Raw genomic sequence first — 15731 nt, forward strand, 5'->3', positions numbered from 1 at the left:
ATTACGATTACATCTTGACCGCGACATTTTTCAAAATCGTATAGTTTTTCAGCGCTTCAAGCCCCTTCTCTCTGCCAAAGCCACTTTTTTTGTATCCACCAAAAGGCATCTGGATGCCACCGCCAGCACCATAGTTATTGATGAATACCTGTCCGGCTCTTATTTTCCTGGCTAAACGGTGCGCTCGTCCGATGTTTTCGGTCCACACACCTGTCACCAATCCATAAGGGGTATCATTGGCAAGTTGTATGGCTTCTTGTTCTTCTTTAAAAGTGAACACGCTGAGCACCGGTCCGAAAATTTCTTCCTGCGCCACTTCACTGTGGGGATCAAGTCCATCAATAATTGTCGGAGCAAGAAAATAACCATTTCTACATCCATCAACATGGACACGCTCGCCCCCTGTTAAGAATGATGCGTTTTCCTTCTTCGCAATGTCCAAAAACATCTCAATCCGCTCGTATTGCTTCTGTGACAATACCGGCCCCAGGTCTGGATCGTCCAAACCTCTCCCAAGGCTTAATCTCTCCATTTGTTTCTGGATACGTTGCAGGAATTCTTCCTTTACCCCTTCTTCAATGAGAAGCCGCGAACCCGCCGAACAGGTCTGACCGGCATTCTGGACAATCGATTTGACGACCCACTTCGCAGATTCGTCCAACTTGGCATCAGCAAAAACAATATTCGGGGATTTGCCGCCAAGTTCCAACGTGACGGGGACGATATTCTTTGAACCTGCCTCCATGACGGTTCTCCCCGTCTGGACAGAGCCGGTAAAGGTGATATGGTTGACCTCGGGATGATGAATCAACGCATCCCCAGCTTCTTTTCCATAGCCCGTAACGACATTGAACACCCCTTTAGGTAAAGAGGTTTCATCAAAAAGTTCTGCGAGTTTAAGGGCTGTAAGAGGCGTATCCTCCGCCGGCTTAACGACAACGGTGTTCCCTGTGGCAATGGCAGCGGCCGTACTTCGTGAAGTAATCTGGATCGGATAGTTCCACGGGATGATATGGGCCGTCACTCCGACCGGCTCCCTTACCGTGTAATCCAATACATCCGCTTGGACAGGAATGGTTTCACCAAAAATTTTGTCTGCCATGCCTGCGTAATATTCAAAATAACGGGCGGCCGCTTCTACATCCCCTCGAGCTTGAGAAATCGGCTTTCCTGTATCCTTCGTTTCCAGTTGAGCGAACTCTTCAGCCGCTGCTCTGATTCTCCCTGCCATGTCAAAAAGAATTCTTCCGCGCTCTTCAGCGGCAAAATCCTGCCATTCGTCAGATTCAAAGGTTTTCCGTGCGGTCAGCACAGCTCGATCAACATCCTCCTTGCCAGCTCTTGGTACTTCTGCAATGACTTCTTGTGTCGCTGGATCATTCGTGGCTACCGTTCTTTTATCCTCACTCTCTACCCATTCACCACCAACATACATGTGCTTCATACCTTCACCCTCCCTCTTTTTAAAGGCCTCTTCCTCCGTCAACGTTCAAGACACTTCCTGTCACCATCCGTGCACCGTCAGAGCTTAAGTACATCGCGGCTTCTGCGATATCTTCAGGTGTCACCAACTCACCTAAAGGTACGCTTTTCTTAAAGGTATCTTCTTTCACCTGATCGACGTCTCCACCTTCTGGACTGAACTTCCCTAGCATACTTGTATCTGATGGACCCGGATTGATGGCATTCACACGGATTTTGTATTCGGCCAGTTCAATGGCGAGCGCTTTTGTAAAAGCTAACGCGCCTCCCTTTGATGTGACATAAGCATTCAAACCCGGCCGAGGACGCTCAGCAGCAATGGAAGCGACATTGGTGATCACACCAGCACGCTGCTCTTTCATTCCTTTTACCACTTCTTTGTTTATAAGGAATAAAGAAGTCGTATTCACAGCCAAAAGACGGTCCCAGTCGGCGACTTCCACTTCATCAATCGGTGTCGCAGGCTGAGCGATTCCTAAAGTATTCACTAAAATGGAGATAGATTCCAGGAATTCCGTCGCTTTTCCGATGGCTTCCCTCACTTCTATTTCCTCTGTAAGGTTAGCTGAAATGACCTCAAATTGATCGCCGTATTCGTTTTTCCACTTCTTTACCTCATCGACATGCAGATCGAGAGCCGCTACTTTCGCTCCTTCTTCTAAAAACCGCTTCGTAATGACTTGCCCCATTCCACCATTGGCCCCTGTCACGACAACATTTTTATTTTGAAAATTCATCGATTCTCCTCCTACATCTGATGGTAGATTTGTTTGACGATGGCATCTCCGGTTTCAAACGTCTTCGCATTCCCTCCCATGTCAGGAGTCAAAGCTGTCCTCATTTCTATGACTTGTTCAATGGCATTCATCACAACCGATGCTAAGTCGTCCCTTCCTAAATGCTCCAACATTAAAGCCGCCGACCATATTTGCGCAATCGGATTTGCGATTTGTTTTCCAGTGATATCAGGAGCAGAACCATGGATCGGTTCAAACATGGATGGAAAATCGCCTTCTGGATTCAAGTTCGCGGACGGTGATACCCCTAATCCACCGACAAGCGCCGCTCCGAGATCTGTTAAAATATCACCGAATAAATTGGAAGCGACGATGACGTCAAAGGATTCCGGACGCTGGACTAGATGGGCAACCAAGGCGTCAATGTAGACATCTTCTACTGCTATACCTTCGTAATTCATGGCCATCTCTTTGACCGATTCATCCCACAGTCTCATCGAATGGACAATGGCATTGGACTTCGTTGCGTTTACGACCTTTTTCACATCGTTTTTCTGAGCGTAATCGAACGCATAACGCGCCAGACGCTGAACCCCTTTTTTCGTTATCACCGTATTTTGAATGGCCAGTTCATCCGAAGTTTCCTGGTACAACCGGCCACCGATGTTGGAATACTCGCCTTCCGCATTCTCTCTGAAAACATAGAAGTCTATAGGTCCATCCGCTTGAATGGGACTCTGAACTCCAGGCAATTGTTTAATCGGGCGGAGGTTCACATATTGATGAAAGTTTTTACGGATCGGCATGATCAGGTCCCAGATCGGGATGTGTTCAGGAACACGACGGTCACCAATGGCTCCAAAGAAGATGGCATCATACTCTTTTAAAGTCAACAGACCGTCTTCCGGCATCATGCGGTTATGCTTCAAATAATATTCCGAATTCCAATCAAAGGATGCGGTCTCTAACTGGAAGGACGAATCTGCTTTGGTTAAAGCGTCCAAGACTTTCATTCCTTCCTCCACGACTTCAGGACCAATGCCGTCTCCTGGCAGTACAGCTAATCGATAAGTTTTCACATAATCCCTCCTCGTCTTTTTATTGAATGAACCATAGGCTTAAGAATGGTAAAAAGGAAACAATCAGAACATCGATAATCATAATGATGATGAACGGGATAATGGCTCGAACTAACTTTTCAAATTTTGTCCCAGCAATATTCGCAGCAACAAATAAGTTGACGCCCACAGGAGGCGTAATAAAACCAATTGCTAAATTGACAATCATAATGATGCCGAAATGCGTAAGGTCAATGCCCATCGCGTTGGCAATCGGAACGAGAATCGGTGTCAGGATAATGATCGCTGCTGAAGTCTCCAAAAAGATTCCGACAAATATGAGCAAAAGATTGATGATTAAGAGAGCAATGATCCAATTATCGGTCACTCCGAGCATCGCTTCCGTCAATTGAGCGGGGATGCGTTCACGCGTTAAGTAATAGCCAAAAGCAGAAGCTCCCGCGATGATAAACATGATGACAGCTGATATGACAACAGAAGAAGAGAAAATCTCCGTCAAGTCCGGAAGTTTAATTTCCCTATAAATGAATACGCCGACAATCAACCCGTAAACGACCGCCACAACCGCAGCTTCTGTCGCTGTGAAAATCCCACCATAGATGCCACCAAGGATGATGACAGGCATCAACAGAGCTAAGATCGCATCCGCAAATGCTCTCAAAAATTCTTTGAAGGAGTGGGATTCTCCGCCTCCATATCCCTCTTTTACAGAAATGAAAAAAACAAGAACCATTAAGGAACCGACGACCAACACTCCTGGGATAATGCCAGCAAGGAACAAGTCACTGATTGAAACACCAGCGGTCACCCCGTAAAGAACGAGGGGCACACTTGGTGGAATCATAATTCCTACCGTTCCTCCAGCTGCCTGTAAGGCAGTCGAAAAGCTTTTGTCATAACCTTTTTTCACCATGGCAGGGATCAGTATGGAACCAACAGCTGCAGTGGTAGCCGCGGCTGATCCTGAAATCGCTGCGAAAAATGCACAAGCCACAATCGAAACGATGGCCAATCCACCTTTGACTCGCCCAACAATGACATTGGCAAAATGAATCAACCTTCGTGAGATGCCGCCGTTTTCCATCAGCTTTCCAGCTAGAATGAAAAAGGGAACCGCTAATAATGGAAAAGAGTCAACCGAATTGAACATACGCTGAACAATGACGATGATCGATAAGTTTCCTTCTATAAGGAAGACGATAGTCGCCGCCATCCCGAGCGTGACAGCGATTGGGACATTGATTAAAAAAAGGAGGATCAGGATACTAAAGAGCAGGATCGTCATGCGATTCGCCCTCCTTTTTCAACACATCTGCAATCGTATTGGCAAGTAAATTAATGATAAGAAAAATACCGCTGATCGGAATGACAAGATAGACAAATCCCATCGGTAAATCTAGAACAGGTGAAGTTTGGCTCGTCGATTTGTTAACAAGCTGAAATCCATAGATGACAAGAATAGAAAAGAACGAAAGACTGACGACAGATGCAATGACGGCCATAATTTTTCTCCCTAGTAATGGAAAAGAATTAACGAAAAACTCGACCCCTAGATGTGCCCGTAATGACATGGCATAAGCCGCCCCCAGGAAGGTAATCCAAATCAGGCAGTAACGGGCCAGTTCTTCGGTCCATGCGAGCGGCTGTTCAATAAGAAAACGGAAGACCACTTGCATAAACACGGACACGGTCAACACAGCAAGCAAAAGATTCAGGAAATGTTTCATCCCCAGGTTTATGTACTTTAAGAACGATTGGATGATGACTCCTCCTCTCTGGATGAAGAGGTAGGGGAAGGGATCTCTTCCCCAGTTCCCCATCACTCTTGTGCATCAAGAATCTGGTTCAATAAGTCCTGGTATTCGATTTGATCATAAACAGGCTTTACTGCATCTTGGAATGGTTGGGTATCGACTTCTTCAATAATTTGCATGCCTTCATCTTTTAATGTTTGAAGAGACTCTTTTTCCATTTCTACGATCATGTCTCGTTCCATCGCCCCGGCCTTCTGACCTTCCTCCATAACAATGTCGCGGAGGTCTTCCGGAAGTTCATCGTATGTTTGCTGACTCATCATATAAATGGCAACAGAATACACGTGGCCAGTTAATGTCATGTATTCCTGGTTGGCTTCATAAAGTTTGAACTGGTCGGCGACAATGGCCGGGTTTTCCTGGGCATCTACAACTCCTTGCTGCAAGGCCGTCAATGCCTCTGTCCAAGCCATTGGTGTTGGCTGCGCTCCTAATTCTTCAAAAGCTGCCAAGTGAATGTCGTTTTCCTGAGTACGGATTTTCAGCCCTTCAAGATCGGCAGGTTTTTCAACCGGACGCACACTGTTCGTAACATGCCTGTAGCCATTTTCACCCCAGGAAAGTCCGATGATTCCTTCCCCTTCCATTTTGGAAAAGAGCGTATCTCCCACTTCCCCTTCTAAGACGCTGACCGCCTCTTCACGATTTTTAAAGATAAAAGGAGCATCAAGAACTCCGAGTTCTGGAACAAAGTTCGTGACAGGAGCGGTTGAGGAAACCACAAGGTCTACCGTTCCCAGCGTCATCCCTTCTGTCAGTTCACGCTCTGCCCCGATTTCACTGTTCGGAAACACTTCGATTTTCACTCGTCCGTCTGTTCGTTCTTCAACGTTTTCTGCCATTTCAAGGAATCCTAAATGATAAGGGTGATCCTCTGGTAAAGAATGACCAGCCTGAAGCGTGTACGTTTCTTCGCCACCATCAGAAGAAGCATCATCACTTCCACAGGCAGCCAAAACCATCAAGAACAAAAGAGAAACCAACCAAAACGATCCTTTTTTCATTATTTTCATCCCCCTATACCCTGTCGAAAATCTTACCCGGGTTCATGATTTGATTCGGATCAAGCGCCATTTTAATTTGCTGCATCACTTCTAATGCGTCTCCATGTTCCAACTGCTGGTATTTTATTTTTCCGACTCCAACACCATGTTCTCCCGTACATGTCCCTCCTCTTTGAAGGGCATGATGGACGATCGCTTCATTGAATAGATCCGCTTTACGCTTCTCTTCCACATTGTCGGGATCAATCATGAGTAACGCATGATAATTCCCATCCCCGACATGACCAAGTAAAGCACCATCCAGTGAAAGCGCATCCATTTGTTCGCGCGCATGTTGGATACCAAGCGCTAACTGTGAGATTGGCAGACAAACATCTGTGACCATCATTTTCTTTCCCGGGTGTCCATGGACAAAAGAATAAGCGAGGTTATGACGCGCTTCCCACAGCTCATTTCTGTCTTTCACATCTTTTTCGAACTCGATATCCATTCCTTCTGCATCAGCTAATAACTCTTCAGCAAAAGAAATGTCATGCTGGACACTCGCTTCATTACCATGAAATTCGATGAATAAGGTCGGTGCTTCTTTGAAATTTTTATCATTCGACTCGTTCACTTGTTTGATCGATGCCTTGTCAACGAGCTCCACCCTTGCAAGTTCAATACCTGCAGATAACAATTGAATGACCGCTTCCACTGCTTCGTCCAGGTCTTTAAAAGATACACGGGCCGCAACGATGGTTTCAGGAATTCCGTACACCTGAAGTGTGAGTTTTGTGATGCATCCGAGAGTTCCTTCTGAACCTACAAAGAGGCTGCTCAAATGATATCCAGAAGAAGACTTCGCTGCATGTGTCCCTGTTTGAATGATCTTCCCATTCGGAAGCACCACCTCCAAGCTTCTCACCTGGTCTTTCATTACTCCATATTTCACAGCCGTCGTTCCACTTGCATTCGTAGCAGCCATTCCACCAAGGGTGGCATCCGCTCCTGGATCGACAGAAAAGAAAAGACCATAAGGCTTTAACTTCTTATTCAACTGCGAACGTGTCACACCAGGATCGACGGTAACAAGAAAATCATCCGGTCGAACTTCAATATGCTGGTTCATAGATGAAAAATCAAGACTGATTCCACCATGGTAAGGAATCACATGTCCTTCCAGGCTTGTCCCCAAACCAAATGGAACGACAGGAAACTGAAAGTCATTGGCTATTTTAATGATGGCTGAAACTTCCTCACTCGTTTCTGGAAAGACGACCACATCAGGGTTCCTCGGCTCCGAGTATGCTTCATCCTTTCCATGCTGGGCCAATATCGTCTCATTCGTAGTCACCCGGTCCTCTGCCGTGGCTTGGATCAATGCTTCTATCACTTCCATCATGCTCCTCCTTTCCAAAATTAGTGCTAAACATCAACAAGGGTCCTTTTACAATCAAAAAATAAAAGCTATTGACGTGTACATCATATGTATGATGTATTATATATAGTATATTATCTGAATATTCGAACGATGTAAATGGCTTCTATAGAAAATTCTGAAATATTAAAATACTTTTATGTGAGGATGTTTTTATTGAATCTTACATTCAACAGAATTCACCCGAATCAAACTAAGACGATGGGGATTGTTTCCTTGATCAAGGACTATTTAATTGAAGGGAAGCTGAAACCTGGAGATAAATTGCCGACCGAAATGGAACTGATTGAACAATTAGGGGTGAGCCGTACACCTGTCCGCGAAGCAATAAAAATCCTGGAGTCGATTGGAGTCATTCAAATCAAGCGAGGAGAGGGTATGTTCATTACGGATAACTCTTCTAAGCTGACCATGAATCCGCTCGTATTCAGCTTGATCATGCACAGTCACAACCTCGAACAGCTCATCGAATTTCGCCAGCATTTTGAAATGCTGTTGATGAACATGGTCATTACGAAGGAAAAGAAAGATTTGGACAAGATCGAAGCCGTATATCATTCCCAAGTGGCACGGATGACGCCTGACTTGACTCCCCAGGAGCTAGTCGATATTGATTTAGAATTCCACTATGCCATCTTAGAAGAAACAGAAAACCCGTTTACAATGGAAATTGGACGTACCATCTATGAATTGATCCGTCCGAAAATGGTGCATTTCAAGGATCCAGATGGGATCGAAAGAACCTTGGCTACCCATAAAGAACACTTGGAATTCTTGAAAGGCGAGAAACTCTTCGATCCGAAAGAAGCGGTCACTCAAATGATTAAAAATAATGAGGATATGATTAAAGATTAAAAAAGAAACAGCGCATGCTGATGCGGTTACGTCCCACAGCAAATGCCATAAAAAAACGTTCACCTCTTAGCAACCAGAGGTGAACGTTTTTCATCTTCATATCAATCTTTGAACAAAACTACTTACGAAAAAATCTCACTAATTTTTGATACTTCATGATCGGTCAATTGCACATCCAACGTCTTCAAGTTATCGACCACCTGTTCCGTACGCTTCGCTCCTGGAATGACAGCATCAATAGATGGCTGATTCAAGTACCAGGCCAAAACAATATGAGGAACCTCTACTCTTTTCTCTTCAGCTATAGGACGTAACTGATCGACTTTAGTTAAATTCTGTTTAAAGTTATCACCTTGGAAAAGAGGATTCTTCGCACGGAAATCGTCAAATGTCGTATTCTCATCATATTTTCCAGCCAGAAGGCCGGAGGCAAATGGGAAGTAAGGGACGAACGAGATTTGATTGTCAGCCGTATAAGGCAGCATTTCCTTTTCCGCTTCGCGCTTGAACAGGTTGTACTCCCCTTGAATGACATCGACATATCCATCTTTGTTCGCTTCTCTCAGTTGCTCAACCGAGAAGTTCGAAACCCCAATGGACCGTATTTTCCCTTCATCTTTCAACTCTTTCAATGCACCCACCGCTTCGTCCTTCGGTGTCTCATCGTCAGGAAAATGGATATAGAAGAGGTCGATATAATCCGTACTCAATCGCTGGAGGCTGTCTTCCACCGATTTTTTCAAGAAGGAAGGTTCATTGTTGAACACCACATCCTCTCCCTTGAATTGGTGTGCTCCCTTTGTAGCGAGAACAATTTCATCCCTTTTATACTCTTTCATGACCTCTCCGATCAGTTCTTCGGAACGTTCTGGTCCATAAATGAATGCAGTATCCAAGAAATTCATTCCGTGATTCAATGCTGCGCGCACCACGTCTTTTCCGGCTTCTTCATCTAAATTGGGATAAATGTTATGGCCTCCGACGGCGTTTGTCCCAAATCCGATCGGGTTTACATGTAAATCTGACTTTCCTAACTGTGTCTTTTTCATCGCTTTTACATCTCCCTTGGAAAAGTTCATCTTCTTACATTGTTTACCACATGCTTTTCCAAGAGAAACAAAAGAGTGCACAATGACTTCTTAGTCAGTTTCCCAAAACACCAATTACCGTCTCTACTAACACACGAGAAGCATCAGGCATAACGCTTTGATCAAATGTCATATGCGGATGATGCAGCCCTGGCTTCAAATCACAACCCACAGCAAGCATCGAAGCCTTCAACTCCGGCTTTCGAATCGTGTAAAAGTGAAAATCGTCCCCACCGGTCGTTTGAATAGCTGGTTTTAAAGCACTTTCTCCCATGACCTTAAGAATAGCCCGCTCCAAATATCCAGCTGCTTCCTCACTAATCACCGCCGCCGGAACTTGTGACTTCTCGTCTATATCAATATTCATCTCATGCAAGTTTGATAGTGCCTGACTTGCCGATTTTATTTTAACTATCAAATCATTCATGACTTCATTCGTCTGGGCCCTTACGTCAATGGAAAACGTTGCTCGACCTGGAATGATGTTCGTACTTTTTCCTCCACTGTGGAAGGATGTCAATTTTGCCGAATGCGGCACGCTTGGATCCATGTGGATATTATTGAGCAGTTGCACCATTTCCGCCCCTAACTCAATCGCATTTTTATTTAGATGTGGTCTTGCTCCATGAGCATCTTCCCCTTCCATTCGTCCTTCAAGAAACTGTACAGCCCCGTGCTGAATGGCTGGGGCAAACTCTCCTGAACGCAATTCTTGGATTGGTCTCAAATGGAGACCGAAAAAGTAATCAACATCATCCACGATTCCCTTTTCTACCATAGCAAGAGCGCCTTCAATCGTTTCCTCTGCTGGTTGAAAAATGACGCGCAACGTCCCTTTCCATTCCGCTTGTTTCTCTTCTAATGCAAAGAGAGCATGAAGTACGATCGACATGTGGGCATCATGGCCACATGAATGATTCGCTCTGAATTCTCCGTCCACTTCCTGCCAAAGAGCGTCCATATCTGCACGGAGGGCCACACATGGCTTTCCTTGACCGAGTTCTGCGACCAACCCAGGACAATCAACAAAACGTTGAAGTCTGAAGCTTGTTTTTTCTAAAAGTCTTTCTATGTAGTCGGTCGTGTTATTTTCTTGCCAGCTGATTTCTGGATGCTGATGTAAATGTTTGTAGATGCTTTTAATCGATGGGTAACCTAGGTTTTCCATACGTCCACTCCTTCTATTATGATTTCCCTTCTTTCCTTCTACCTTACAAATACGTTTTATAACATAAAAACTCCTCCCTACTATTCACTAAGTAAGGAGGAGGAGGAGGAGAAAGATGAATATGAGGTTAACTTCACGCTAAAGGAGTAGCAGTATAGAGGATATTAGGATTTCACTTTGTATCATTATTAAGCCTATAATACATTAGTGACCTGAGTATCATACATACAGAAATGTACCATCATTGAAAGTTCAATGATGGTACATTTCCCCTTTCTCACTTTAAACGAAGGAGCATATTCTGACCTTCAAAACTTCTCGGCTACTCACCACAAAGTGAATAACTAACAAGAGTGGATTCTACTGGTTACGGCTTCATCGTCTGGTAGCTTTGATATTTATGAATCGCCTGACCGGCATAGGACGGTTCATTCTCATAAAGTTTATCTAATATATGCAGCTGTTCATCCATATAAGCTTCCCCTTCTTCAAAAAAAGACACCTTTTCATAAGGCTCCAGATATTGAGTTTCTACTCCAAGAATGACTTCACTTCCAATCTGATTGGCATAATTAATTTCGTGCTCGGTGTGATACGAAATGGAATCTTTTCCTTCCGCAAAATCACGGTAAGCCATGATTGCTACACCGTCATCCACAGTATCCATAACATGATCGGAAAGCGGCTTGGTTACGCCTTTATAAGTGGTTTCATACTTATCCCCATCGAACCAGAACGGCATAGCCACCATGAACTCAAAATCACTCTTCATTCTAGGAGATTGCACGATAGAATCTATCACATGCAAACCTTTCAAATATTGGTCGATGACTTCCGTTCGTTCATCTGTATCCCACTCATCAAGCAAATATGGTTCAATATCAAACTGGATGCCGTCAAACTTCTCGTCTTCTCCGACTGTCCGGTTGTAATCTAGTACATCGAACAAACGCGATAAGGCGACATGTCTATTTTCAGCTAATGCCCATTCCGCCGCTCCATCTAACGCGTGGACTTCAATTCCGTTGGCATGGGCAAGCTGGATAAACGCTTTGTATTGTTCAGGATGCTTTTGGATATAGGGCAGATCCTCTCTTGCACCAATATTCAAGTAAATCACGTTCACACCTTTTTCTTCTGCAAAGGAAACCATCTCTTCTCTTGATTCCTCCGTGTTAATATCCTCATTCGGGAACCACGCCCACATGGCTTTGTCTTTGCCGGATGCCGTTTCTGCAGAGGTATTTCCGGGGAGAAACACGAAAACAAAAGCCATCACACATAAACCTGTCAGCCAACCTATTTTCTTAGATAATTTCATCAAACCCCTCCTGTTTTTTTGATACACCTGCGTCTTAAATCAACTTACATGCCCTTGGATATCACTCCCCTACCTATGATCTATTAAAGCGGATTTGCCGATGCGATGCTTTGGTAATCATTGCACCTGACATACCCGTTTTCTCGCGATGAAAAAGGAAGCCTTTCTTCTTCAAGTTCAGGAAGGTCTAAAATGTGACCTTCCAGATAGTCTGAGAGTCTTCGTTCAGCTGTCTTGAGTCTCGCCATTAACCCTCCATATCGAATGTCCAGAACTTCCCACCCAAATGGCTTGTTCACTTTCATCCACTGTTCGTAATGCATGTCTCTTAACCGCTCTACCTCCTGCAAAAGGTTTGGAAGGAGTTTTTCCTTCATCTGATGCAGGGTTGTAAGATCGTTTTTCTCATAAGCTGTCTTCAATTGATGATTGAATTCGCTTTTTAGACTTAAGACAGCGCAGATTTGACTGGGCACCTCCAAGATCCAACTCCAGGACCCAACGCTCTTCTTTGACTTCTCCAATTGACGATGGAGGTCTTCATAATAATCGTTCAGTGGCAATCCTTCCCCTTGTTTATCAAACAAACCGACGAACGGGTCCTGCCACAACAAATATTTGGATGGGTTATCAGGCTCTAGTTGTCCCTCCTCTGCTCCCGGAGGTTGATCCAGATCTCCGACTTTTTGAAAAGCTTCCATATCTGCTCCTGTGCAGAAGGCAAATCTTTCCCTGACCTTTTCCATATCTGGCTCTTTGGCATAGCCATGTTCAGCAATAAGCTGCAGTCCTAAAAGACTTTGAAAGGGGTTGGTTTCCGCCCCGTTATCCCCCCAAAGGGTGGAGAAGACTTCTTCGATGCCCTCTTTTTTACAAGCTCCGTAAGAAGACTCGATCACACGGAAGGTTTTTGGATAATGGATCGAAACGCCATTCCAAGTCCAGATCCCTCCAGCAAACAAAGGTTTTGTACCGAACGATTGGTGCTTTTGCAGGAACATCCGGTAAAATTCCTCATCCTCATGGTAGTAATCCCAATAGACATACTTGACATCTTTCGGCATCTCCTGGATGACGTCTTCCGGAATATGTGCATCCAAGTCATAATAATGCCCTTGATCAGAACCCATCCGGAAGTACATGTCACTCCATATCATTGGATTGAGACCTTTCTTTCGAGTAATCTGCAAGACTTCCTTCAAATGATCGTTCATGATTTCAAAACTTGGACGGTACCCATGCTTCTTCAAATATTGACCTCGGCCTAACAAATGCGCCTCATCCATACCGATATGGATTCGTTTCGTCCGGAATAGCTGCATCACGGAGGAGATCATCTGCTCAATCAGTTCGTAGGTTTCTTCTGCGCCTGCGAGCAGAATATCAGAAGTATCCTTCAAAGCCTCATTCCCATCCCACCGCAAAAAGGTCGACAAATGAGCAAGCGTCTGAATGCTTGGAATCAGTTCGATCCCAAAAACAGCTGCATAATCGTCCAATTCTTTCAATTCATCTTGACTGTAGCGGCCGCGCCTGTAGCCAAAGTAGGACTGCTCTTCGATTTCGTATGTATCTTCCATATAAAGCATCAGCATATTCAATCCCATGACGGCCATCATCCGGATCATCGTTTTGATTTGTTCCGGCTTCATGACGCCATTTCTGGAGCAGTCGAGCATGATTCCGTTCATGGTGAACTGTGGGGTTTCCTCAATGGTGAAAGTAGAGGTATGAGCTGCTTTTTCTAATAGTAACCCCAACGCCCTGAAAAGATGAATGGGCTGATTGAATAAGATAGATCCTTCTCCTTCATTCAAGATGACCTTCAGGTTCTTATGCTCCCACCGTTTCACTTGGATGCGCAAACCACCCTCTTTGTTCAGTGAGCATCCATAGATTTCTGCAAGCTCATCCAGGGCTGCTTGAAATTCTTCTATATCGCCTTCCATCCTTAAGTTCAAACGAGACCCTCCTTCCCTTGTAACGAATGAGATAATCGTAGAGTCTTCACTTCCTGATCCGATTGGTAGATGGATTCAATGACTTGAATGATGGACTTGCCGTACACCCCTGTATTTTCAATAGGAGATTTCCCCGTAATTCCATTCATCAACTCAATCAATTGATCTTGAAAAGGATGGTCCTGGTTGGAAGAATAAACTTGTTCATACCTTCCATGTTTACTGACCCACACACCTTTTCCTATCTCCACTTTCATCATCCCTTTTGTGAAAACAAATTCTGTTACATGCTTGGGTACCGGGTTATACCCCGATATCGAAATGCTGACGGGAATCCCTGATTCTGTCTCCAAGTGAAGCAATCCGGCCCCCTCAATCCCTGGTGATGAATACGATAAGTTGGACGTGACCTTCGTAAACGGCTCACCAACAACCCATTGAATTTTATCAACACAATGAGCCCCGATGTTCATGATGATGCCACCCCCGGAGCATGCCGGATTCAGAAACCATTCTGGTCGGTCATCCGTAAAGTAGTTGAGATGACGCGTTTCATTGATGAACACCAAATCGCCCAGCTCAAGCTCCTGAATCACCCGCTTCGCCATCCTGTTCTCTTGGAAATAGTGCTGAATATGTCCGACCAGCAACTGTACGTTGTGCTCCGCTGCAGCTTTTATAATTTCCTCACACTCCTCGGCGTTTAAGGCCATCGGTTTTTCAAGAAGAAGGTGACAACCTTGACGGGCAGAGAATAGTGCCGCCTCCTTATGTAAGTGATGGGGCAAAGTGATGATGACAATGTCCGGAGTGGTTTCTTGGATCATTTGCTTGTAATCGGAATACCCGTTCAGCCCGAACTCTCCAGATAAAGCATCTCTTTTAGAAGAGTCAATTTCCGCTAAGGCCACCGCATGAAGGTCGTTTAAGGATTGGATGGCTTCCAGGTGTTCTCTGGCAATCACTCCACCACCAATCACTCCTACGGTTAACATCATCTTTGCCCCCCCTTTTTTTGCAGATGTTTCTTTAAATAAGAGAAGTCTTTTACCGCATGCGCATAAATTTCTTGTGGTGTCTCGTCCGCTTCAGCTACTCCTTTTGTGAATTCCATAGAGAAGCTTCCTTGGTAATGGCGCTCTTTTAGAATTTGAAGACGTTCATGGACGAAATCCGATTCTTCTTCCAAAGCGTGAAAAGCATGGTTTTTAAAGAGACTCACATGAGCATGAACGATTTTTTCACCTAAGTGATCAAACCATCCATTCAGATTCAGCTGCTCATGGAATGGATGGATAATCGCTTTGACATCCGCCGTTCCGAGTTGTTCAATAACCTCCCGCGCCGTGTTGGGATCTTCCATGACCGTCCCAGGATGACACTCACATAACAGATCGCAATTTTCAGGAAGCTGTTCCTTCCAATCTTTAAGATTACGAATATACACATCCAACGAGGCTTCCGAATCTCCGAAGTTGAACTTCACTTGCTTCGGGTGTAACCGGCGAATCATTGCTGCCGCTTCCGCTCTTTCTTTTTCCTGATCGTCATCAAAACCGACATAAGAATTATAGATTTCAACCGGCAATGAGTGATCTTTGAGAGCTTCTACTTCTTCGTCCGAGTTTTTCAATGCATGGTTCTCCCATAATTCAATGCCATCGAAACCATCGGACTGCATCCTTCCCATCCACTCACTGACACGAAGGGATGGGTTGCGACCTGGCTCCCAGCGATTTCTTTCGAACATGACTGTATTCATTAAAAATCGACTCATCGTACACTTCCTTTCATAAAATCCA

At 44.7% G+C, this 15731-nt stretch carries 14 protein-coding genes; 1 reads left to right on the forward strand and 13 read right to left on the reverse strand.

Annotated elements, in window-relative coordinates; translation table 11 throughout:
* Nucleotides 1–7: 7 nt before the first annotated feature.
* From DYE48_RS06250 to DYE48_RS06280, 7 genes are read right to left on the reverse strand one after another with little or no spacing between them, the layout of a single operon-like run.
* Nucleotides 8–1444, reverse strand: coding sequence for an aldehyde dehydrogenase family protein (locus DYE48_RS06250; protein WP_115822947.1), 1437 nt, complete (start codon nucleotides 1442–1444; stop codon nucleotides 8–10).
* 19 nt (nucleotides 1445–1463) lie between these two features.
* The gene (locus DYE48_RS06255) at nucleotides 1464–2219 is read right to left on the reverse strand and encodes an SDR family NAD(P)-dependent oxidoreductase (protein ID WP_115822880.1); all 756 of its coding nucleotides are present in this window, start codon (nucleotides 2217–2219) and stop codon (nucleotides 1464–1466) included.
* Between the two features lie 11 nt (nucleotides 2220–2230).
* Nucleotides 2231–3298 (reverse strand): tartrate dehydrogenase, encoded by a 1068-nt coding sequence (locus tag DYE48_RS06260; protein WP_115822881.1) that lies wholly within the window; start codon nucleotides 3296–3298, stop codon nucleotides 2231–2233.
* Between the two features lie 19 nt (nucleotides 3299–3317).
* Nucleotides 3318–4583: a TRAP transporter large permease gene (locus DYE48_RS06265; RefSeq protein ID WP_115822882.1), complete on the reverse strand. Its 1266-nt coding sequence runs from the start codon at nucleotides 4581–4583 to the stop codon at nucleotides 3318–3320.
* The gene (locus DYE48_RS06270) at nucleotides 4564–5118 is read right to left on the reverse strand and encodes a TRAP transporter small permease (protein WP_425269291.1); all 555 of its coding nucleotides are present in this window, start codon (nucleotides 5116–5118) and stop codon (nucleotides 4564–4566) included. Before DYE48_RS06270 ends, DYE48_RS06265 begins: the two co-directional genes overlap by 20 nt.
* The gene (locus tag DYE48_RS06275) at nucleotides 5118–6116 is read right to left on the reverse strand and encodes a TRAP transporter substrate-binding protein (protein ID WP_115822883.1); all 999 of its coding nucleotides are present in this window, start codon (nucleotides 6114–6116) and stop codon (nucleotides 5118–5120) included. The genes DYE48_RS06270 and DYE48_RS06275 overlap by 1 nt, the downstream gene beginning before the upstream one ends.
* A gap of 13 nt (nucleotides 6117–6129) precedes the next feature.
* Nucleotides 6130–7497 (reverse strand): FAD-binding oxidoreductase, encoded by a 1368-nt coding sequence (locus DYE48_RS06280; protein ID WP_115822884.1) that lies wholly within the window; start codon nucleotides 7495–7497, stop codon nucleotides 6130–6132.
* 186 nt (nucleotides 7498–7683) lie between these two features.
* Here DYE48_RS06280 and DYE48_RS06285 point away from each other — a divergent pair, with 186 nt between their 5' ends.
* Nucleotides 7684–8391 (forward strand): FadR/GntR family transcriptional regulator, encoded by a 708-nt coding sequence (locus tag DYE48_RS06285; RefSeq protein ID WP_115822885.1) that lies wholly within the window; start codon nucleotides 7684–7686, stop codon nucleotides 8389–8391.
* Between the two features lie 122 nt (nucleotides 8392–8513).
* On the opposite strand, the gene DYE48_RS06290 is transcribed toward DYE48_RS06285, so the two are convergent.
* The 6 genes from DYE48_RS06290 to DYE48_RS06315 all read right to left on the reverse strand — a co-directional run bounded on the left by DYE48_RS06290 (nucleotide 8514) and on the right by DYE48_RS06315 (nucleotide 15706).
* The gene (locus DYE48_RS06290; protein ID WP_115822949.1) at nucleotides 8514–9440 is read right to left on the reverse strand and encodes an aldo/keto reductase; all 927 of its coding nucleotides are present in this window, start codon (nucleotides 9438–9440) and stop codon (nucleotides 8514–8516) included.
* Between the two features lie 94 nt (nucleotides 9441–9534).
* Nucleotides 9535–10647 carry a M20 peptidase aminoacylase family protein gene (locus DYE48_RS06295; RefSeq protein WP_115822886.1) on the reverse strand — a complete coding sequence of 371 codons (1113 nt, stop codon included), beginning with the start codon at nucleotides 10645–10647 and terminating at the stop codon, nucleotides 9535–9537.
* Nucleotides 10648–11014: 367 nt separating this feature from the next.
* Nucleotides 11015–11968 (reverse strand): glycoside hydrolase family protein, encoded by a 954-nt coding sequence (locus tag DYE48_RS06300; protein ID WP_115822887.1) that lies wholly within the window; start codon nucleotides 11966–11968, stop codon nucleotides 11015–11017.
* 83 nt (nucleotides 11969–12051) lie between these two features.
* Entirely contained in the window at nucleotides 12052–13929 is a 1878-nt protein-coding gene (locus tag DYE48_RS06305) for a beta-N-acetylhexosaminidase (protein ID WP_115822888.1), read from the reverse strand.
* Nucleotides 13926–14927 carry a Gfo/Idh/MocA family protein gene (locus tag DYE48_RS06310; RefSeq protein ID WP_115822889.1) on the reverse strand — a complete coding sequence of 334 codons (1002 nt, stop codon included), beginning with the start codon at nucleotides 14925–14927 and terminating at the stop codon, nucleotides 13926–13928. Before DYE48_RS06310 ends, DYE48_RS06305 begins: the two co-directional genes overlap by 4 nt.
* A complete protein-coding gene (locus DYE48_RS06315) occupies nucleotides 14924–15706 on the reverse strand; it encodes a sugar phosphate isomerase/epimerase family protein (RefSeq protein WP_167449452.1) in 783 nt (260 codons plus the stop codon). Before DYE48_RS06315 ends, DYE48_RS06310 begins: the two co-directional genes overlap by 4 nt.
* Nucleotides 15707–15731 lie beyond the last annotated feature (25 nt).

It is taken from the genome of Halobacillus trueperi (genome assembly GCF_003386945.1).
GTDB classification, from domain to species: Bacteria; Bacillota; Bacilli; order Bacillales; family Halobacillaceae; genus Halobacillus; species Halobacillus aidingensis.

What these genes read in the sequence shown, in the direction of transcription:
- DYE48_RS06255 (WP_115822880.1), bottom strand. Translation starts at nt 2,219, where the DNA reads ATGAATTTTCAAAATAAAAATGTTGTCGTGACAGGGGCCAATGGTGGA.
- DYE48_RS06265 (WP_115822882.1), bottom strand. Translation starts at nt 4,583, where the DNA reads ATGACGATCCTGCTCTTTAGTATCCTGATCCTCCTTTTTTTAATCAAT.
- DYE48_RS06290 (WP_115822949.1), bottom strand. Translation starts at nt 9,440, where the DNA reads ATGAAAAAGACACAGTTAGGAAAGTCAGATTTACATGTAAACCCGATC.
- DYE48_RS06275 (WP_115822883.1), bottom strand. Translation starts at nt 6,116, where the DNA reads ATGAAAAAAGGATCGTTTTGGTTGGTTTCTCTTTTGTTCTTGATGGTT.
- DYE48_RS06270 (WP_425269291.1), bottom strand. Translation starts at nt 5,118, where the DNA reads ATGGGGAACTGGGGAAGAGATCCCTTCCCCTACCTCTTCATCCAGAGA.
- DYE48_RS06300 (WP_115822887.1), bottom strand. Translation starts at nt 11,968, where the DNA reads ATGAAATTATCTAAGAAAATAGGTTGGCTGACAGGTTTATGTGTGATG.
- DYE48_RS06285 (WP_115822885.1), top strand. Translation starts at nt 7,684, where the DNA reads ATGTTTTTATTGAATCTTACATTCAACAGAATTCACCCGAATCAAACT.
- DYE48_RS06250 (WP_115822947.1), bottom strand. Translation starts at nt 1,444, where the DNA reads ATGAAGCACATGTATGTTGGTGGTGAATGGGTAGAGAGTGAGGATAAA.
- DYE48_RS06280 (WP_115822884.1), bottom strand. Translation starts at nt 7,497, where the DNA reads ATGGAAGTGATAGAAGCATTGATCCAAGCCACGGCAGAGGACCGGGTG.
- DYE48_RS06315 (WP_167449452.1), bottom strand. Translation starts at nt 15,706, where the DNA reads ATGAGTCGATTTTTAATGAATACAGTCATGTTCGAAAGAAATCGCTGG.
- DYE48_RS06310 (WP_115822889.1), bottom strand. Translation starts at nt 14,927, where the DNA reads ATGATGTTAACCGTAGGAGTGATTGGTGGTGGAGTGATTGCCAGAGAA.
- DYE48_RS06295 (WP_115822886.1), bottom strand. Translation starts at nt 10,647, where the DNA reads ATGGAAAACCTAGGTTACCCATCGATTAAAAGCATCTACAAACATTTA.